Origin of the sequence: Flavobacterium sp. 1 (assembly GCF_002797935.1) — a bacterium.
In the GTDB taxonomy this organism is placed as follows: domain Bacteria; phylum Bacteroidota; class Bacteroidia; order Flavobacteriales; family Flavobacteriaceae; genus Flavobacterium.
Genome location: NZ_PGER01000001.1, coordinates 1,189,889 through 1,211,653, shown reverse-complemented (window position 1 = coordinate 1,211,653; position 21,765 = coordinate 1,189,889). Strand labels below are relative to the sequence as shown.

Annotated in this window: 13 protein-coding genes and 1 pseudogene; 9 read left to right on the top strand and 5 right to left on the bottom strand. The window is 33.7% G+C overall.

Annotated features, from left to right (window positions below; genetic code table 11):
- Nucleotides 1–87: 87 nt before the first annotated feature.
- The 4 genes from CLU83_RS04890 to CLU83_RS04875 form a co-directional block, all read right to left on the bottom strand.
- Nucleotides 88–1,848, bottom strand: a complete 1,761-nt coding sequence (locus tag CLU83_RS04890; protein ID WP_100430575.1) for an FAD-dependent oxidoreductase — start codon at nt 1,846–1,848, stop codon at nt 88–90.
- Between the two features lie 14 nt (nt 1,849–1,862).
- Nucleotides 1,863–3,050 (bottom strand): FAD-dependent oxidoreductase, encoded by a 1,188-nt coding sequence (locus CLU83_RS04885; protein ID WP_100430574.1) that lies wholly within the window; start codon nt 3,048–3,050, stop codon nt 1,863–1,865.
- A 222-nt stretch (nt 3,051–3,272) separates the two neighbouring features.
- On the bottom strand, nt 3,273–4,319 hold the full coding sequence (locus CLU83_RS04880; RefSeq protein WP_100430573.1) for a hypothetical protein: 1,047 nt from the start codon (nt 4,317–4,319) through the stop codon (nt 3,273–3,275).
- 58 nt (nt 4,320–4,377) lie between these two features.
- Nucleotides 4,378–5,910, bottom strand: coding sequence for a sulfatase-like hydrolase/transferase (locus CLU83_RS04875; protein ID WP_100430572.1), 1,533 nt, complete (start codon nt 5,908–5,910; stop codon nt 4,378–4,380).
- A 474-nt stretch (nt 5,911–6,384) separates the two neighbouring features.
- Here CLU83_RS04875 and CLU83_RS22785 point away from each other — a divergent pair.
- Nucleotides 6,385–6,525: pseudogene (locus tag CLU83_RS22785) on the top strand (cell filamentation protein Fic); the annotation flags it as partial.
- Between the two features lie 417 nt (nt 6,526–6,942).
- On the opposite strand, the gene CLU83_RS04860 reads toward CLU83_RS22785, so the two are convergent.
- Entirely contained in the window at nt 6,943–8,412 is a 1,470-nt protein-coding gene (locus CLU83_RS04860; RefSeq protein WP_100430570.1) for a M28 family peptidase, read from the bottom strand.
- Between the two features lie 353 nt (nt 8,413–8,765).
- On the opposite strand from CLU83_RS04860, the gene CLU83_RS04855 reads away from it, so the two are divergent.
- The 8 genes from CLU83_RS04855 to CLU83_RS04820 all read left to right on the top strand — a co-directional run bounded on the left by CLU83_RS04855 (nt 8,766) and on the right by CLU83_RS04820 (nt 21,730).
- Complete coding sequence (locus tag CLU83_RS04855; protein ID WP_100430569.1) at nt 8,766–9,353, top strand: RNA polymerase sigma factor; 588 nt, start codon at nt 8,766–8,768, stop codon at nt 9,351–9,353.
- Nucleotides 9,354–9,569: 216 nt separating this feature from the next.
- Nucleotides 9,570–10,604, top strand: a complete 1,035-nt coding sequence (locus tag CLU83_RS04850; protein ID WP_100430568.1) for a FecR family protein — start codon at nt 9,570–9,572, stop codon at nt 10,602–10,604.
- A 162-nt stretch (nt 10,605–10,766) separates the two neighbouring features.
- Nucleotides 10,767–11,177 carry an STN domain-containing protein gene (locus CLU83_RS04845; protein WP_157801996.1) on the top strand — a complete coding sequence of 137 codons (411 nt, stop codon included), beginning with the start codon at nt 10,767–10,769 and terminating at the stop codon, nt 11,175–11,177.
- Nucleotides 11,174–14,137, top strand: a complete 2,964-nt coding sequence (locus CLU83_RS04840; protein ID WP_369828795.1) for a SusC/RagA family TonB-linked outer membrane protein — start codon at nt 11,174–11,176, stop codon at nt 14,135–14,137. Before CLU83_RS04845 ends, CLU83_RS04840 begins: the two co-directional genes overlap by 4 nt.
- Nucleotides 14,138–14,148: 11 nt before the next feature.
- Nucleotides 14,149–15,516 carry a RagB/SusD family nutrient uptake outer membrane protein gene (locus CLU83_RS04835; protein WP_100430565.1) on the top strand — a complete coding sequence of 456 codons (1,368 nt, stop codon included), beginning with the start codon at nt 14,149–14,151 and terminating at the stop codon, nt 15,514–15,516.
- Nucleotides 15,517–15,579: 63 nt separating this feature from the next.
- Entirely contained in the window at nt 15,580–16,530 is a 951-nt protein-coding gene (locus CLU83_RS04830; RefSeq protein WP_100430564.1) for an ABC transporter ATP-binding protein, read from the top strand.
- Nucleotides 16,531–16,541: 11 nt separating this feature from the next.
- Nucleotides 16,542–18,809 (top strand): Gldg family protein, encoded by a 2,268-nt coding sequence (locus tag CLU83_RS04825; protein WP_100430563.1) that lies wholly within the window; start codon nt 16,542–16,544, stop codon nt 18,807–18,809.
- Nucleotides 18,810–18,919: 110 nt separating this feature from the next.
- A complete protein-coding gene (locus tag CLU83_RS04820; protein WP_100430562.1) occupies nt 18,920–21,730 on the top strand; it encodes a pitrilysin family protein in 2,811 nt (936 codons plus the stop codon).
- The last annotated feature ends 35 nt before the right edge of the window (nt 21,731–21,765 follow it).

Sequence of the window (21,765 nt, the reverse complement as noted above, 5' to 3'; positions counted from 1 at the left end):
AATCTGTGTATTCAAAGACTGGGGCTTGCATTCTCCAACAGTTTGCCTGTTAAAATAACATACATTCCCCTTTTATAAAAGTTAGCCTTACCATCCCAAATAATAATCTGGAGACAGCCAGATTGGGCGATCGAGACCAAAATATTCCTGTAACATTTTTTCTGCTTCACAGAAAGCCCCTTCAACCCAGCCTTGCTGATCAGAATAGGCTTCTCCGCAAATATGGATTTGCTCATCAGCTACTGGTTTTCTCATGTATGGCATTACATTTTCAACAGAAAATCCTGCTTTCCAGGCATGATATCCTGCGCCAAAAGGTTCATTCGTCCAATCTTTAAAATAAGTTACATAAGGTTCTGGTATCGTTACATCTGGTCCGTGCAGTTCCCGAAGCTGGTTCATTAACTCGTTCACCATCATTTTAGTCGTCTGAACATCATTCAGTTGATGAAGTTCTTTCAATGATGCTGATTTAGCAGCTTTTACTTCAAAAAGTACTTTATCATCAGAAAGTGCTTTCCAAAAGGTTTCTGTTTCCATATCTCCATAACTTCCCAGCAACATCGAATTATCAGTTTCGGCATCTGTACCAAAATAATAACACTGTCTCATTGGTAAATCAGTGATGGAATGCCCTGAATCAATTCCTAATTCTTTCCACCAAGGATATGGAAAGCCCATTAATATCTTAAAAGCCGGTTCCATAATTACGGATCGGATATTGGTATTTAAAACCGAATTTTCATTAATATTGAAAAAGAAATTGTTCTGATCTAAAAGCTCCAGGGATTTTCTCGGCATAGCAAGAACTAAGGTATTTGCATACACTTTCCATTCGGTATTGGTTTTCAGATTTAGAAAAGTCAGTTCATATTTGTGCGTATCTTTTGAAGAATGTTCTTTTGTGAAAGTAAGCAGTTTGTTTTCAGACCAGATGCAGGCATCGTCATGGTCCATATATGAATTGGCTATTGCATAAGCGATACTGTCATAACCTTCTTCAATGGTTTTGTAAATAGTTCCTGCAGAAAAATCTCCCACCATATAAGGAAAAGCTTCCGCTGAATTCCAATTGATGGTATTCGAATAATATCCTCCGGCATTTGCTAAAAATTCATATCCTTCCTGTGAAACCTGATCTTTGATTAAATTCCAGAATCCCAAATCGTTTACTTTACGCTTGTTGTAAGGAGAATTGGGGAAATTGTATATCAATTTAGGTTTTATATCATCCCAATCCCTACTGGTTAATTCAAATGCATAATCATAGATTGAAGGACCTTGCTTAATTTTTTTCCCATAAGCCGCAGCAACCCACGAATCTGCCATTAAAACATCATAAATGATTTTATTGAACAATTGATCTGAACTGAAACCAAAATCATTATTATTCAGGTAATATCGGGTTGGTAATTTTTGATTTTGTCCCTGAGCAACCGTCCAAGCATCTTGTTTAAAACGCTCTTTTCTAAGATACATTAATAGTTTTGAAGATTCTCCCATAGGAAACGGAACAGGTGTCATTTTGTCTTTCAAAACAGGAATACGTATGCTCGGATTTTCCGGAGGTATATAACCTTCAATTAATGTTGTCACGATTTCCTGAGAAGTCAAATAACGCATTCCTCCCAGTTCACCCCAGAAATTCATTCCGGGCATAATAACAGATTCGAGTCTTCCGCCCAGTTTACTGTTCATATCAAAAATTTGCACTTCGCTGGCTGAAAACTTTTTATCTGTTACCAGACGATAAGCAGTGTACAATCCTGAAGTTCCGGCACCAATAATAGCTACTTCTGTTTTTAAATCAGGCTGCATTCCTGTGTTTAGATAAGTATCTTTATTCATAATAGTATCGTTTTTTAAAATGCTTTAAAGAATTTGTGTCCTAATTGAAATGGTGTAATATCAAAATGGGTATGTCCGTCCAATACAAGGTCAGACATGATTTTTCCTAAAAAAGGAGTAAATTTTGCTGCCCATCCTGTAGCGTATAGCACAATATTTTCATGATTTGGTACATAACTTGGTGCAAAATCAATCAGTAATTCTTTATTAGGTATTGTGCTCAGGGCAATAAGACATGTTGAAGTATATTCAGGCTCTGCGCTTAATCCTGTCATATGTTCTTTTACCCAGTCAGAAGTGTAGCCCAGTTCTTGTCGGTTAGGAATTAATGTTCTGTCGCCGGGCTCTTCTAAAGGTTTTATTACAAAATCCGGTGCTACACGAATATATTCCGGATGGTCCCAATCGACTTCAGGAAAACCATAAAACTGATTGCCGTTTTCGCCTATCGGATTTTGAAATACAAACCAGGTTGGATATTGTATAGCCGGATCGGTTTTTTTAAAATAAGCCGAAGACATATTCCAATAAACAGCATCAATTTTAAAATCCAGTAAGTTGATTACGCTATTAATGTACGGACCAGGAACGATAGCTAGTTTTTTAGTAATGTAAGTTCCGTTTGGCGTAATAATTTCAAAGAGTTTCCCAATATGATTGATTTTAAGCACCGGTGAATTTTCTTCTAAATGAACCGTTTCTTCTTTTTTGCACAAGTCTAAAAGCGTTTCATTTGTTGCTTTAAAATTAATGCTGGCACCATCGGCCTGAAACAATCCAGTATAGGTTTCCGGTAAATTTTTAAAATGGTATTTTGCTTCAATTTCTTTTGCTGTTAAAGTGGTATACGGAACGTTTAACGCTTTTAGCGCTTCTTCGGCTTCAGCTATATTTCCTTCTGTAGAATGTACTTCGGGATCTCCAAACCAAAGCGTACCTACTTTATCCAATAATTTTGTATCGGTTTCTTTTTCCAGTTCATCCCAGTACGGTTGTGCGTCTAAGGCCATTTGCACCATATATTCATCTGGATATGGAATTCTAAACTGGCGCGAAACTCCTGCAGAACTTCCTAACTGATTCACAAACGTAAATTGCTCCAATACCAGTGTTTTTGCTTTTCGTTTTCCAAGATGGTATGCCGTAGCCAAACCTATTGGTCCACCGCCAATAACAATTACATCATAGTTTTCTGTGTTCATAGTTTTTTTCTTTATAGTAGATTTTGAATATGTATTTAAAACAATATATAAGCATTGTCATGAGTCTAAATTACTAGAGATAAAAAATCAATTAGAAAAAATGGCACAAAGCGGAGATTATAGGTCACAAGACTAACTATATACAGAGTTAGATATACAAAAACATAAAAAAATGCGCAAAGTCCGGAGACACTTGCGCATTTTTTTATATAATGTTTCAATTTACATTACCATCTTTTTTTCAATGCTTACTTTTGCAACGAAAGAAGATACTATTTTGGTATCAGAACTATTTTCGACTACATAAATTCCTAATATACTATTTCTATATACTGTATTAGCACTTGTAACACTTGAATCAGGAAAATCAATATCAGTCCAATTTGCTTCTCCAAATGATCCGTCAGCATTTCTGTTTACAGAAACAAATGATGCTCCATTTTTTTCGCCGTTTAAAGTAATCCAATCCGATGGCATATTATAGCCATTATCTTTAGCAACTGTAATACCTTCAAAATGAGTAATTATAGATAAAGCTGTTTCGTTCTTGTAGCTAAATGATTTTAAATTACCGGTTTGTTTCGTTTTAGAATTGTAATCTACCAGAAAGGCCTGGCTTATTTTTCCTAATTTAGGACTGGTATATCCTCCGGCCATTGTATAACTGTCTCCACCATTATGCCAAATACCATATAAGGTAGTGGTTAATGAATCCGGCACTTTAAATTCGGTACATTCTTTACTGGAAATATTATATAAAAATGCATATCCGTTTTTATCATTTTCAACATCATAATTTCCAACAGCCAGACCGCCCATTACACTGTGAACAAATACATTATTGGTATTTCCTCCATTTGGTGATACCTGAACCCATGTTCCGGAACCATCAATAGAACCTTCATAATAAAATCCGAGATTTCCACTTGGGGCTTTACCGGCAGAAGCAGCTATTTTATAAGACCCAACAATTTGTACCGTGCCATGAGGTCCGTTATTAGGTCCGTAACAAGAAGTGTTAACAACTGCTGCTGTTGGTGTACTCGGAAAATTAACAACATGCCATTTTCCTTCATTCCCATTTGTTTTAAGTGTTCCTTCGTAAATTAATCCCTGAACAAGATTGTTCTCACTTAATAAACTACCTGCAATATATACATTTTCAGACTCTGAAACTCCTCTTATTCCCTGTATTGTTGTTTGTCCGGCAGGATTATTAAAATCTGTATAACTTACTGTATTCACTTCTGAATTTATATTTTGTGACATGATGTGTGTGTTTATTATTATTTGAATTGGTACTTTTTAGATTTTTAAAGATGCTTTTTTAGTTGAATGTTGTGGTACTATAAACATCTTTTGGCATATTGACCCAGAGTTTTTCTATCTCAAGCTGATGCAATTGCTCTTCTAAATCTCTTCTAATTTCACTGTATGCCGGATCGTAAGCAAGATTTGTAATTTCTAATGGATCATTAATTAAATTATATAATTCATATTGCTTGAAATAAGCTGTTGATGCATCAAAATAATAATCGAATTTCCATTTTTCTGTCCTGATACAACGAATACGATTAGCAGCTTTTACAATTGTCCAGTTACTATTAGAACCAGCCTTAATATCGTCATAAGTAAATAAGATACTATGCTGAACAGGAGTATTATTCTCCATTATTGGAAGCAAACTTGTACCTGCAAGTCCTGTAGGTGGATTTGATACATTTGCTATGTCGATAAAAGTGGGCATAATATCTGCCAATGTCGCTAGTGCCATTGATTGCCTTATACTGTGATCTTTAAATAGTATTGGATTTGAAATTACAAGTGGCACTCTTAACGCTTCTTCATAGGCTACAAAAGTTTTCTGACGCAAACCGCCGTGAGCTAACCCCATTTCTCCATGATCTGAGGTTAAAGTAACAATTGCAGAATCTGCCAATTTATTTCCATTCTCATCTTCCTTATATAGTTCTTTAATTAGGTATCCAATTTCCTTATCAACATGACTTAATAAATAACCATAAAAATTAATATAGTTCAGTTTATCCTCCGGAGTAGCTATTTCACCCAGACTTAATGCCATATTGAGTAAAATTTGTTCCTGAGCCATAGGCTTTTTATTTTCAAGCAAATTTTCATTTACTGTTGCCGGAAGCCCAATTTCCCTGCCTGACCAAGTATCTGTATGGTATCCCGACGTACCGGCCGTTTTTGGATACGCTAAAACATCATGCGGATTAACAAGTGAAAGAATAAGACAGTAAGGTTTGTGATTTCCTGCAGCTCTTTGAGCTTTTACTCCCTTTAAGTATTCTATGGCTTCGGCTGTATATTTTGCATCATGATTTGCATATCCTCCACCAAAATTAAGCGGATTAACATCTTCGCCGGCATCTGGAGCAACCCAGCCCATTGCACCATATAACGAAATATATGCAGCAGTTAAATCTTCGTAATTTGTTTTAGTGCCATTAGGGGCCACTCCTTTACTCATGTGCCATTTACCTCTGTATTGCACATCATAACCATCTGCCCAAAGTACATTCATAATATTAGGCAGCGTATTACTGAGTGTTGGCTCTTGTGGAGATAAAAGACCTCCTTCGGTTAAAGTTTGGCTGACTCCATGTTTAGCAGGATATGTTCCTGTAAATAACGTTGCGCGACTAGGAGAACACATACAGGTATTACAAAAAGCTCTGTCAAAACTAAATCCATTCTGCTTTAGAAATGTAAGTGTTGGAAGGTTTTTTTCTTCCCATCCCGGAGGGAAATGCTGTGTTGCACGTTGCTCATCGGTAATAATAAGAATCATGTCCGGTTTTTGTCCAATTTGATTGAGTTTTTCTTTTAAGTCCATTGCTTATTGATTAAATTATTAAATAAAAATGTAATTCATGGATGTATCGATATTTTGCCCACAATATTGATTTGGGAATAACCTAAAAAATGTTTGTTTAAAAATTACAACATTGAAAAATCGAGCAATTCAATTAACAAGAATAAAATTACACCAACAAAACAACCTCACACAACGTATAAATACCTGTTTTACAAACACATAAAACTAATCAAGAAACTACTCAGAAATTATCACATTATTCAAGATTAGGGTTGATCGCTAATTAGCTGCAAAAAAGTTTAGGCATCTTTTTAGAAACATTACAGGTTTGGAGTGGATATCTTTTTTGTAACAAACAGTTAAGACGCTCTACCTTGGTAATATTAAAATCCCCAATTCAAATCTTTTAACTAAGTTTTAGTTGGATTATGTTTATCAGTAGTAGAATTTGCAAAAAATCTAGAACTATCAGAAAGGACGGTTCGCAATTATTGTGCCTCAGGGAAATTAAAAGGAGCTTTCCTAACTGGTAAAACTTGGAGTATTCCTGAAGATGCACTAATTCCTCAAAAAGGAAATAAAAAAGTAAGTAAGAATATTTTACTGAATAGTCTGAAAGAACAAAAAACATGAAACTGAAAGGTGGTATCTACCACCGTACGCAGATTGCCACTGGGTTTCTGTTAAATCGGTTGGATACATCTTTTTATTGTTTAATCGCTACAAAAAGACTAATTTCAATCGGTTTCTTTTACCCATAATGTTTTTTATTTTACATTTTAAACAGGCTATTAATCTGTTTTTTTTCTTGGAAACTAATATGATAGCCTCAGTAGCTTTCAAAAGTCTAATCTATAAATTAAAGAATTTGAACCGCAAAATAGATAAAAACAAATACTGGCTTTTTAATTTTTATTGTGATCTATTGATAATGAAACCAAATTTGAAACTGGAACTGTTGTCAATACTATAAAAAGAAAAAATCTTCCTTGTCTGAAAATGCTTTTTTCAGACAAGGAAGATTGTAAAATAAATAGTTTTTATCAAAAATTATCGTTCCAGTTTAACCTTAGGCAAAATTTTTGGACGTTCCGTTTCATTTGACAGCATCCAGCCGGTACGGTAAATCCATTCTGTCATTTTATGTAATTTTACGTAATCAATATTTTCAGATTCATCCATTGGCGTATGGTATTGACTATGCAGAACACTCGTAAAAAACACAGCCGGTATTCCTTTTCGAACGTAAGGAATATGATCTGAACGGAAGAAAAAATATTCTGGATGTTCCGGTTTGTCCCACAATTTATCTAATTCAAATTTTGGTCCTTCATCATTTGCTCTTTTTGCAATAGCTACCAAATCTGATGAGTTTTCGTGAGGTGCACTTGAACCTAAAAGTGCAGCTTGATTGACATCATTTCTTCCTATCATATCACCATTTAAAACTGCAATAATATCTTTTTCGGGAACGGTAGGATGTGATGCGTACCAGCTTGAACCTAATAAACCACGTTCTTCTGAACCATGAAACACAAACAAAGCAGTTCTTTTTCCAGGCTGTTTTTTATATGCTCTTGCTATACCCAGCATCGCTGCACACATACTCGCATTATCATCTGCCCCATTGTAAATTGAATCCTGACCGTATTTTTGTCTTACTCCATCATGATCCTGATGACCACTAAATAAAACATATTCATTTTTTAATTTTACATCGATACCTTCGATTTTTCCAACTACATTAACAGATGGATATTTGTACGTTTCTGAAATAACTTCAGCTAATAAATGTTCTTTTGTGTTTTTTAAAAACTCCAATTGATCATTGTGTAACCAAAAAGCCGGCATTCTTGCTGGCACAGGTATTTTATCTCTATTACCTTCAATTCCATAAATGCCTCTTGTCATTTGAGGTTCGACTTGAGACCAGCTTTTTTCACCTAATTCATCTGCAACAATAATAAGTGCAGCTGCTCCTTTTGATGCTAAAAGTTCATAATATTTTTGTTTAAAAAGTCCTGGATAACGTCTGTCAAAGAGAGAAATCTCATCTGAAATCCCCTCTTTAGAGGCTAATATTACTACAGCTTTTCCTTTAACTTCTGCTTTTTCAACCGCATCTATTGTAGTGTCTATAAATAATAATGGTGCTTCTACTCTACTGTTTGTAGTTTCGGCAATTAAAACTTCGCTCCATAATTTATATTCTTTTTGTCCTATTTTAAATTTAGTATTGGAAGTAACCTGGTGTCGGTATAAATCAAAAAACTGAAAAAATGTTCCGTCATCTCCTGCTGGTGACATACCTGCTTCTTTCGCTTTATCGGCTAACCACATTGACACTTTTAATTCGTCTAAAGTTCCTGCTTCCCGGCCGTTAAAATGATCTCCAGCCATTTGATACAGATCACTCTTAAGGTCTTTGACTGTAATTGCTGAAACCAAAGGTTTTTTTATTGTTTGCGAAAAAGCAACACTGCTAAAGGCAAAAAAAATTAGGATCAATTTATTTTTCATGTGTAAATATTAAAAGTTGTAATTAAAAAAATGCTAGCGGAAAGTAAGTATTAAAAGGGTATGATTAGGAAATTCAAATCTATAATTTTTTTACACATTATTCAAAAAAACTTTTATTGTTTGTTTAATCATACTATTATTCTTAGTAAAATTGAGGGTTAACCTGTAATTACTCAATTAAGCTTTTAGTCTACAAGGAAGATTTCTGCAAAACACGGACTTATATTTTAATGATTTTATATTATAAAGCCTATTAATTATTAAAATAGCATTTTTAAAGCATAATATGAGATAAAATATACAGCTTTAAAAAAAATTAAATAATATTGCTAATCTGAAAATACCACAAATTCATGTCTTTAAATTCCAGTTTTGACGAAAGCAAACTACTCCTTGAGTTGTCTCAGGGGAGCGAACTGGCATTTACAAATTTGTACAACCGATATAAAAATCTTGTTTATTCGACAGCACTAAAAATTACCAAATCAAAAGTCTTATCAGAAGAAGTTGTTCAGGATGTTTTTTTAAAGATTTGGCAAAATCACAAAAATTTAGAAAATATCTCAAATTTAGAAAACTATCTTTTTATTATTTCTCGCAATCATATTTTTGATATGATAAAAAAAATAGCGAGAGAAACAACTTTAGCAACAAATATTGATTATAAAAATATTTCTTCAGAGGATACTGACACAGCAATAAAAGATGATCAGTACAATATTATTCTCAGTAAAATAATAGAGCAATTACCTCCTCAACAACAAAAAATATATAAAATGGCCAAAATGGGGGGCTTAAGTCATCAAAAAATTGGCGAAGACTTGGGCATTTCTACTGAAACTGTAAAAAAACACATGGCTCAGGCCTTAAAATTTGTTCGTCTTAAAATTTCGCCTTACATGAATCTATTTATGACACTGCTTTTGTTTTTCCAAATTTAAACTTTAGCAGCAAGACTCATAAATAAGGCATTTTTATTATTTTTTTTACTTTTTTTTTACTTTAGACTACTCCCTCCCTGTTTTTTAATCGTCTTTATAATAAAGAGCGCTACTTAATTCAGGTTTACCCCCTATTTTTTACGGCTCTTATAAAAATTAAGCTAAACCCCAAGTTTGCCATAAAGCCTAAATTATTAACTGATAACTATAATACAAATGCAGCAAAAAGTATTTGAAGAATTATTTGAAAACTACTTGCAAAATAATCTGTCGAAAGTAGATGAAAAAAAACTGATGGAATATATCCAACAGGGAATTCATGACGATTACATAAAAGAAAAAATTCAGCTGTTATTGAACGATAATCAGAATATTGAATTATTAGATAAGCAAAAAGGAGATGACATCCTTCAATTTATCCTTTCACATTCTGAAGCTAAAGTGGTTTCAATTAATAAAAGAAGAAATTCAAGAAAAATAGTGCGGGCTGCACTTGCTATAGCGGCAACTATTACACTTTTCTTTGCGTTCAAAAACGTTTTCATTAATAACAAAACTGCTATACCTTTAATTACAAAAGAAACATCGATTGAAGAAGTAAATCCAATTTTGGCTTATCACGGAAAACAACTTATTCATTTACCAGATGGCAGTACCATTCTTTTAAACGAAAACAGCAGCATCGAATACAATCAAAACAGTTTTGACGATAAAACCAGAGAAGTCACACTTTCGGGTGAAGCCTATTTTAACATTCATAGAAATGAAAAAAAACCTTTTATTGTTCATACCGGTAAAGTGCAGACTAAAGTTTTGGGAACAGCATTTAATATAAATGCTTACAACAACTCTAACAAAATTGAAGTTACTGTAACCCGAGGTAAAGTGCAGGTAGGAGATTTAGAAAAAGTATATGGTATAATTACGCCAAATCAGCAAATTAAAGTAAATACAGCAACTTTAGGCTATGAACAAAAAAATGTAAATGCAGAAATTGCTGTTGCATGGAAAAGCAAATACCTTATTCTTGATAACATAAATATGGAAGAAGCTATTGCACTTATCTCTCAAAAATATAAAGTCCCGATTACATTATCGAATGATAAAATTAAAAACTGCAGAATAACTGCGAGCTTCCTTAATGATGAAGATCTTGATCATATTCTAAAGGTAATCTGCAGTGTAATTGAAACAGAATATCATTATACAGCAAATGGCGCTGTTACCCTTAGCGGAAATGGCTGTGAATAAAACCAAATTCAAAAAAATAGTAACCTAAAACAACTAGCCTATTGTATTAAAACCAATAAAAAAGCCATCCAGCTCCTACACCAGATGGCTAAGATTCTTAATAATTAATTCCAGTAACCATTAAAAACAAGCAAATTTATGAAATTACGCTGTAAAAAAACCATGTTTGATAAGGAAAAGAAAGCTTCTTTATTTCGTTTATCAAAAAAAACACTTATGATCATGCGAATCAGTTTATTCCACATTTTCTTATTGACCTGCGGAACCCATTTGATTTTCGCTAATAAAATGAGCGGTCAAAGTTTAGAATCGATATCTGTTGATATTGAACTTCATAATCAGGACATTAAAACCTTATTTAAAAGTATAGAAAATAAAACCGGATTACTATTTGCTTACCAGCCGCAACTGATTGATAATTTCCCTAAAATTAATACATCAGGAGGAATGCGTTCAGTAAGTGATATTTTAAATTCTGTTCTTAAGGGCAGTAATTTAGTCTATAAACAAGTAGATAAAAGTATAGTCATTTACAAAAAGAAAATAAAAGTGTTCTTAATAAGACAGAAATAACAAGTAACCCATCGGAAGTAAATCGAATAATATCAGGAATAATAACTGATCAAGCCGGAATGCCTCTATCGGGAGTTACTCTTTCAATTCCTGGGACTAATTTTCTAGAAATAAGTGGCTACGACGGGCAATTTTCATTTGAAATTCCAGATGGAAAGGTCACATTAAAAGTATCATATGTAGGATACAAAACGCGTGAAATTGCAATTGAAGACCAAACAAAGCTAACAATTAAAATGACATCCGATTTATCCAAATTAGATGAAGTCATAATTATAGGTTATGGCACTACCACTAAGAGAGCTTCTACAGGATCTGTTGTGAAAATAACTTCAGAAGACATTGAAAAACAACCTGTTACTAACATTTTACAAACATTACAAGGGAGAACTCCGGGGGTATTTGTATCGCAGACATCTGGTTATGCTGGTAGTGATATCAATATTAGTATCCGTGGAAGAAATTCTGTTGATGACTATAACCTGCCTCTTTATATAGTTGATGGCATTCCGTATATTGGAGACGATATTAAGGGGCAAGCGCAAGAGGTAAAAAATTATGTTATTAAAGGTGCCCAAAAAAATACCAGCCCTTTAAATATCATTAATCCAAATGATATTGAAAGTATCGAAATCCTAAAAGATGCTGATGCAACGGCAATTTACGGTTCAAGAGGTGCAAACGGAGTAGTGCTTATTACTACCAAAAAAGGAGTCGCAGGTAAAACAGAATTTACCATCAACACTAATTCTGGAATTTCAGAAGTAGCCAATAGAGTAAAAACATTAGATACACCTGCTTATCTTAATATGCTTCAAACTGCTTTGACAAATGGTAAAGCGAATCCAAGTAATTCTAGTACTGGTATTGCTTTGACAGATTGGGATAAAAATACGCAAACAAACTGGCAAGATGAATTAATAGGCGGAACGGCTAATTTTAATGATTTCTCTGCAAGTCTAAAAGGAGGAAATGAAACGACTAATTTTCTATTAAGTGGTGCATATCATAAAGAAACTACCGTTTTACCAGGAGATTTTGGGTATAACAAATTCTCTACCAACTTTAATATTAATCATACTACTTTAAATAAAAAATTAAAAATAGGAGCTACAGTTATGTTTGCTACTGATAAAAACAAACTTCCTTTTTTTGACATCACAAATTATGCAATAACAACTGCTCCTAATCGCCCTATTTATAATGAAGACGGAACTTTTTACTGGGCTTCTACTTATTTTAGCGATATCAACCCATTGGCATCTTTAGGAAAAAGAGTAGAAGACAAAGGAAATAATTTAATTACCAGTTTTAATATTAAATATGAAATAGTAAAGGGATTGTCTTTTAAAACAGATTTTGGATATGGCATTGCTGAAATGACTACAAAACAGACACTACCAGCAACAGCAAGTAATTATGCATATTATAATTTGTACAAAATTAGTCTTAATAACTTACGCTCTTATACAGTTTCGAACAACAATACCAATAATTTCACTATAGATCCGCAATTAAATTATTCTACTCCTTTATGGAAAGGAAATCTAACTGCATTGGTGGGAGGTTCTTGGCAAACCAGAAAGGCAGAAATGCCTTCGTATGTAAATACATCTGTATATAGCGCAGATAACCTGATTGGGATTACCGGTAGTGCGGCAACTGTAAAATCTTATAATAGTTCTACTGAGTATAAATATTTGTCAATGTTTAGCCGATTGAATTATAATATTTTCAATAAATACATTTTTAATGCTAATTTTAGAAGAGATGGTTCTTCTCGATTTGGAGAAAATAAAAAATATGGAAATTTTGGTTCTGTCGCTGCTGCATGGATTTTTACTGAAGAAGATTTCTTAAAAGAAGCTTCATGGTTAAGCTTTGGTAAACTTCGTAGCAGTTATGGAGAAGTAGGCAGTGATGGCGCCCAAGATTATGGCTATGCAAATACTTTTCTAGCTTCTACTTATGGAAATGGAAATGCTTCTATGGCAGCTACGAGAATCGCTAATCCTAATTATCAATGGCAAGTGTCCAAAAAATTTGAGGCAGCAATGGACTTAAATTTCTTAGATGATCGAATTTCATTTACAGCTGCTTTTTACAGAAACGTAACTGGAAACCAATTAGTTCCTTATTCAATAAGTCCACAATCAGGATTTATCTCTTATCAAGCAAATTTAGGCGCAGAAGTCGAAAATAAAGGATGGGAATTTACGCTTTCTACAACCAACGTTCATACTAAAAAACTAAACTGGAATACTTCATTCAATATTTCAACCAACGCCAATAAGTTACTTGCATTTCCAGGTATAGAATATACTTCTTATTATAGCCAATATGTTGTTGGAAGACCATTAAACAGTATGTATTTATTTAAATATACTGGTGTACAAAATGGAGTTCCTCAATTTGAAGATGCTAATGGCGATGGAAAAATTAGTACAGGACTTGCTGATACGAAAGTGGGAGACAGACAATATTTGGGAGCTACATATCCAAAATATTACGGAGGTATATCAAACTCCATTAGTTACAAAACATTTTCTCTTGATTTTCTATTCCAATTTGTAAAACAAAACGGAAGAACTTTAATGTCTTCAACAGGAATACAACCAGGATATCCGTATGGTTTGGCTAATTTTCAGGTTGATGAATACAATGATTATTTAGCTCAGGGAAATGCCTTAAGTTCTAATTACCTGCCTAGTTATTTTAATTACATGGGTTCAAATGCTACTATAGTAGATGCATCATACCTCAAACTTAAAAATGTAAGTGCTTCTTATATCATTCCTTTAGATCAAAATACACAAAAAATCATTAAAAACATACGTGTATCCCTGCAAGGGCAAAACTTAGTAACCTTTACTAAATATAAAGGATTTGATCCTGAATCTCCAGGTTTAGTTTTACCACCGTTACGTACCGTAACTATAGGAACTCAGTTAACCTTTTAAATCTAAAAAACATGAAAAATAATTCTATAAAATACACTTATATATTTTCGTTTTTTCTATTGATAGGATTAACGAGCTGCAATGATTTATTAGAAGTTGAAATTCCTATAGATCAATTATCAGCCAAAACTGTATATGCCTCTGATCCTACTGCAGAAGCTGCCGTTAACGGAATTTATCAAAGTATGGTAACGACTACCTATTATGGATCATTAAATTACGTTCTTGGAGAAACTTCAGACGAATTCATTCTAAAAACGCAGCTTAGTAATGTTTATACTACTAATGAGCTTTTAGATACTGATGGAACTATCGGTACCATGTGGACAGAATTCTATAAAACCATTTATAATGCGAATAACGTTATTGAAGGAATAAGTGCAAGTCAGACGTTATCTGAAACTAAAAGTAAACAATGGATAGCTGAAGCAAAGTTTTTAAGAGCCTATAACTATTTTTATATGACTAATATTTGGGGCGATATTCCTTTAATTTTAAGCACTAATGTAGACATAACCGCTTTGGCACCGCGTAATAAGCAAACTGAAATTTACAATCAAATTATTAAAGACTTAGAAGAAGCATCAGTTGACCTACCTACAAATTATGACAACTATACAACTCTACGTATCAGAGCAACAAAGTGGGCAGCTCAGGCTCTATTAGCAAGAGTTAATCTTTATTTAGGAAAATGGACAGAAGTATCATCTTATGCAACGGCAGTAATTAACGAAACTGAAACCTATAAAATGATTACTGCTCTCTCAAGTACTAACAGTCCATTCATTGCAGATAATAAAGAAGCTATTTTACAAATACCATATTTCAATACTGTTTATACTTATGAAGGCGGTACATTATATACAACAGCAGGTACATATATGCTAAGAAATGGAAATACACTGTTTGAAACTGGTGATGCCAGAAAAACAAACTGGACAGGTACTACCGTTGCTGCTGATGGGGCAACATATACAATTCCAAGAAAATATAAAAATGCTTATACTACAACACCTATAGAACGTTCAACGATTCTTCGTTTAGCCGAACTTTACTTGATAAGAGCTGAAGCAAGGGTAAAACTAAATGATATTACCGGAGCTCAGCAAGATATTAATGTAATACGAAACAGAGCTTTATTAGGAAACACTACTTTAACAGATCCCAATCAATTGTTGGACTTAATTGCTTTAGAAAGACAAAGAGAGCTATTTGCCGAAAATGGCCACAGATGGTTAGACCTGAAAAGAACCGGTAAAGCTGATCAGGTTCTGGGAGCAATCACAGGAAAAATATGGGCTTCTACAGACAGTCTGTTTCCAATACCAGAATCGGCTAGACGTTCAAATCCTTTTTTAACTCAAAATCAAGGATATTAAATAATAAATTACGCAAGAATGTATTTTTAGTAAAAATACATTCTTGCAATTTTATAAAACACTATGGAAACAACAACAATTGTAAGAGTTGAAGACTTGTCGCATCAATATAGTAAGGATTGGGCAATACAAAATATCAGTTTTGAAATCAAAGAAAACAGGATCTTAGGTCTCTTAGGGTCTAATGGAGCAGGAAAATCGACCACAATGAACATTCTTTGCGGCGTTTTAAACCAGACTCATGGTAATATATTTATTGACGGAATTAATCTGAAAGAAAACCCTGTTGAAGCAAAAAAACTAATTGGTTTTTTACCACAGACACCACCGTTACACTTAGATTTAACGGTAAATGAATATTTAATTCACTGCGCAGAATTGCGTCACGTTAAAAAAGAAGATTTAAAAAATGCTTTAGAGAAAGCCAAAGAACAATGTGGAATTTCTCATTTCAGCAACCGTTTGATCCGAAATCTTTCTGGCGGGTATCGTCAGCGTGTGGGTATCGCACAGGCTATTATTCACGAACCAAAACTGGTAGTTTTAGATGAACCTACCAACGGATTGGATCCTAACCAGATTCTAGAAGTTAGAAAATTAATCAAAAAAATCTCGAAAGATAAGGCGGTTATTTTCTCTTCACATATTTTGTCTGAAGTTCAGGCTACTTGTCAGGAAATCAGAATGATTGAGAACGGACACATGGTTTTTTCGGATACACTGGATGCTTTCAACAATTATATCGAAGCAGATAAATTGACTGCAAGTTTTGAAAATCCACCAGCAATTGCTGCATTAACAGAGATTCCCGAAGTCTCTCATGCAGTATATCTTTCCCCTAAAAAAGTACAAATTACTTTTAATGGCACACAGGAAGTTGCTGAAAAAATTGTAGCCCTTAGCGTTTCTAACGATTGGAAATTACGCGAAATTCAATTCGAAAAAATATCTCTTGATGAAATTTTCGCTCAGTTATCTAAAAAAGCACCTTCTAAAAACTCTACTATTTCTTAAAAAATATACAAATGAAAACAATATATAGAATAGCTAAAACAGAACTCAACACGATGTTCTATTCGCCAGTTGCCTGGGTCGTTTTAGTCATATTTTCAATCCAGTCAAGCTGGAAATTCTTCGACTTAATTGAGCGTTTTGAAAAATCGCAGAAATTAGGGAATGGCATGGATAATTTGTCTCAAGTTGTTTTTTCAGGTTTCAGTGGTTTGTATACCGAAATGCAGAATTATTTATATCTGTATGTCCCCTTATTAACCATGGGTTTAGTGAGCCGCGAAATCAACAGCGGCTCTATAAAACTGCTGCTTTCATCACCCATAAAAATTAAAGATATCGTATTAGGGAAGTATCTTGCCATTGCTGCTTACTGTTTCCTGTTTGTGGCCATATTAGGATTACAGGTTGTTATTGCTTATTTCTCTATCGATAATTTAGATTTAAAATTCGCTATATCAGGTCTTATTGGGTTGTATTTACTGGTTTGCACCTATGCCGCCATTGGACTTTTTATGTCTTGTCTTACTTCGTATCAAGTCGTTGCTGCCATTAGTACTTTGGTGGTTTTGGCAGGGTTGAATTTTATTGGAAAATTATGGCAGGATGTTGCGTTTGTAAAAGACATAACCTATTTCCTTTCTATCGCCGGCCGTGCCAACGAAATGCTGGAAGGTCTTATTATCAGTAAAGATGTATTTTACTTTGTATTGGTAAGCAGTCTTTTCATAGTATTAAGTATCTATAAATTACAAACAGGAAGAGATGCACAAACCAGTTCCAAAAGAGTTTTAAAATATACTTTACTAATCACTATTGTATTATCACTTGGATATGTTACCTCAAGAGCTCCTCTGACACTTTATAAAGACATGTCCAGAACCAAAAGCAGAACGCTAACCAAAAACAGTTTGGAAATCGTTGAAAAAATTGAAGGTCCAATAAAGATAACTACCTATGTAAACCTATTAGATTTATATTATTTTATGGCAATGCCAGCTTCTCAAAATCAGGATATTGCCAGCTTCGAACAATACACCCGTTTTTTGCCCCAAACTCAAATGGAATATGTGTACTTTTATGACACTTCTACAAATACAGCATTATACGCCCAAAATCCGGGATTGAACGACAAACAGCTTGCCGAAAAAATGATCGAGACACAAGGTATGAAACTCGACAAGTTATATTCGCCTGCAGAAATTAAAAAAATCATTGACTTAGGCCCAGAGCAAAACCGCGTAGTACGAACAGTAGAATACAATGGAAAGAAAACATTTTTAAGAATGTATGATGACATGTTTAAAGTGCCGATGGAAAAAGAAATCTCTGCAGCTTTAAAACGTTTAGTGGTTCCTGCTCCTAAAATTATTTTTGCAACCGGAAACATGGAACGCAGTGTTGACAAAATTGGAGATAAAAACTACAAGACAGGATTTAACGAAATTACCTTTAGATATTCTCTAATCAATCAGGGATTTGATGTTTCTTCTGTAGATATTAATGCACAGAATATTCCGGAGCAGACCAGTATCTTAATTATTGCAGACCCAAAAACGCAATTAAGCCAAGGAGCTATAGACCGTATCTCAAAATACATTGATCAGGGAAAAAACCTAATGATTTTAGCAGAGCCAGAAACGAATTCGACATTGGCCGCAATTACGGATAAATTAGGAATTGCCTTTACAAAACAAGCATTGGTACAGGAAAGTGAAACCAATTCTCCTGATTATTTAGTAACTGAATTTCAAAGAAATATTGACCCGACTGTAATTAAATTCAGTCTTAATCCGAATAATAATCCTATTCCGTTTTTAGGAAGCAGCGGTATCAAAACCGTTAAAGATGCAGGATTTAAAGTAACGTCGCTTTTAAAAACGAACAATCAGCCAGCCTGGGAATCACAGACAGGTATAACATCAGTTTCACCGGAAATAAAAAAACAGCCTTCAGTAACAACGATTCCTTTAGTGGCAGCGCTAACTAGAAATATAAATGGAAAATCGCAAAAAATAATTGTGGCTGGTGATGCTGATTTTATGGGAAATGCCGAATTAAGCCGAGGCGGTTCAGGAACATTTCAGTTCGTAACCGATATTTTCAGCTGGTTTAGCAATTATCAATTTCCTATTGATACTACACGTCCTGAAAACATTGATAAAAAGTTAACTATAACTGCAAATCAGGTTTTTACAAGCAAAATAATCTTTATAGGGCTGTTTCCTTTATTAATTATATTAAATGGAGCTTTTATTCTAATTAGAAGAAACAGAAGATAAAATCACCTCATTGTTGTCGTTAAAAATGATTTTCAATCTGTTTTTTGCACCTACTCAAAAAACACTTGAATTGACTTTTTAATGACAGCCTATGGGTAAAAAATAAAAAAATGACTAAAAAAAATATCCTCTTTGGGATTCTGCTACTGTCGTTTCAGGGTGCATTTTCACAATTCAAAACTACAATCCCGATTAATAAAAATGTCACAACTGGCAAGCTTAAAAACGGATTGACATACTACATTTTACACAACGAAGAACCTAAAGATCGAGCAAGTTTTTACTTTGTTCAAAATGTTGGCGCAATATTAGAAGAAGACAATCAAAACGGATTGGCGCATTTTCTGGAACACATGGCATTTAATGGAACGGAACATTTTAAAGGTAAAGGAATCATTAAAATGCTAGAAAAAAACGGGGTAAGTTTTGGAAAAGATATCAATGCGTATACAGCCCAAGATGAAACCGTTTATAATATTAGCAGTGTTCCCGCAACGAACGAAAAATTAATCGATTCTACGCTGTGGGTTTTACACGATTGGTCGGGTTCTCTTTCTTTGACAAACGAAGAAATTGATGCTGAAAGAGGCGTAATTCGCGAAGAATGGAGAACCCGACGCACAAGTGGATTTCGTTTAAAAATGCAGACAGATCAAGTTTTATATAAAGATTCTAAATACAATAAAAGAGATGTTATTGGTGATTTGAATATCATTAATAACTTTAAATATCCGGAACTTCGAAACTATTACAAAAAATGGTATAGACCTGACCTGCAAGCCGTAATTATTGTCGGTGATATTGATGTTAAGGTAATGGAAGAAAAGGTTAAAACCATATTTTCGGGTATTCCGCTTGTTAAAAAAGTTGCAGAGCGAAAGTATTTTGATATTCCTAAACATGATGAATTATACTTTGGCACTGCAACTGATAAAGAGGCAGCCTCGACAGCAATTACGCTGCAATATGTACTAGATGAGCCAATGGTAAAAGATCCTTCGGTTACACTAAAAAATGTGATGACCTCTTTTTACACCACTATCCTCAACAATCGTTTTAGAGAACTTATCCTGAAAAATCAAAGTTCTTCTTTAAACTTAAAAAGCTATTTTGAACCTATTTCAAGATTGAATACCACTTTTAATATTTCGGCTTTAGCCAAAAAAGGAAAAGTTTTAGAAGCTTTTCAGGACGAGTATACAGAAGCCGAACGTCTGAAACGATATGGCGCAACTCAGGCAGAATTAGACCGAACTAAAAAAGATTTTATAAGTTCGTATAATGACTTTATTAAAAATAAAGATAAGGTAAACAACGACAATTGGGCAGACAAACTAACCAATTATTTTTTAAAGGCAAAACCTTTCCTTTCGCCAGAGGACGATTACGATTTTACTGTTGGTATTATCAAAAAACTTTCTTTACAAGAATTAAATAATTATATAAAAACAATTCAAAAAACAACCAATCAGGTAGTTTTAGTTACGGGTTCTGATAAAGATCAAAACGAATTCCCAACTAAAGAAGCGGTCGTTGATGTGATGAAAAAGGTAGAAAATATGCCTTTAGAAGCTTATACTAAAAAGGAAAATAATGATCCTTTAGTCTCAACTGAATTAAAGCCAGTGGCGATAAAAAAAACTTTCGAAGTTGCCGGAGTAGCTGATGCAAAAGGATACACGCTTGAAAACGACGCCAGGATCATTATTCTTCCTACTACTTATTCGCAGGATCAGATTCTGTTTTCGGCATTTAGTAAAGGAGGAAAATCTTTGATAAAAAATGAAAATCTGGCTTCGGCTGAAATAGCAACTACTATTGCAAAATCTTCTGGACTTGGCAATTTTGACAGCAGCGATTTAAAGGAAAAACTTACCGGTAAAGTAGTTCAAATTTCTCCATATATTGGTGATAATACCGAAGGTTTTCAAGGAAGTTCTAATAAGGCAGATCTCGAAACTATGTTGCAATTGCTTTATCTTTCGTTTGAATCTCCTCGTTTTGACGCTAATATATACGATATCTTAAAAACACAATATCAGAATCGTTTAGAAAACATCAAAAAAGATAATGGCAATACTTTTAAGGATAGTGTCGCTTTAGCAAATTCTAATCACAATGCACGAACCTTTATTTTTAATGACCAATTTCTACAGAATATTGATTTGCAAAAAGCAAAAGAAATCTATAAAGGCAGGTTACAGAATGCTGCTGATTTTACTTTTGTATTTGTTGGAAATATTCCGGATTCAGCACTTGGTTTAATTCAGAAATATATTGGTAACATAAAAGGAAATGTAAATACTGCTGAATCTTTTGCTGACCATAATTTAGAGCCTAAAAAAGGAAAAACCGAAGTTCATTTTAAGCGTGCAATGGAAATTCCGAAAACAACAGTGTATTTACGTTTAACAGAAAAAATGGAATACAGCGAAGAGAATGCTGTGGGAATGTATATCATTGGAGAATTATTATCTAAACGCTTTCTGCAGACCATTCGTGAAGAAGAAGGCGGAAGTTATGGCGTAACAGTTAGCGGAAATTTACAAACGATTCCTAAACCACGTTTTGACCTTGCACTAACTTTTGATTGCAATCCTGAGAAACAAGAAAAATTAATGCAGATTGTTTGGAAAGAACTTAATGATCTAAAATCAAAACCTCCTGTTAGCAATGACTTGGAGGATATAAAAAAAGCGCTCATAAAAAACAGAGAAGAATCTATGAAGACAAATTCTTTCTGGAGCAATACAATTTATAGTATTAGTCTAAATCAGATTCCTTTTTTACAGGATACCGATTATAAAAATTTAATTTCTGAAATTAATCAAAAAACTATTCAGCAGTTAAGTAAGCACATTTTGGATAGTTCAAGCAGCGTTGAGGTAATTATGAATCCCGAAAATCCAGACGGTAAATAATTACTTAAATACATTTTTATTTTATTAGTCATTAA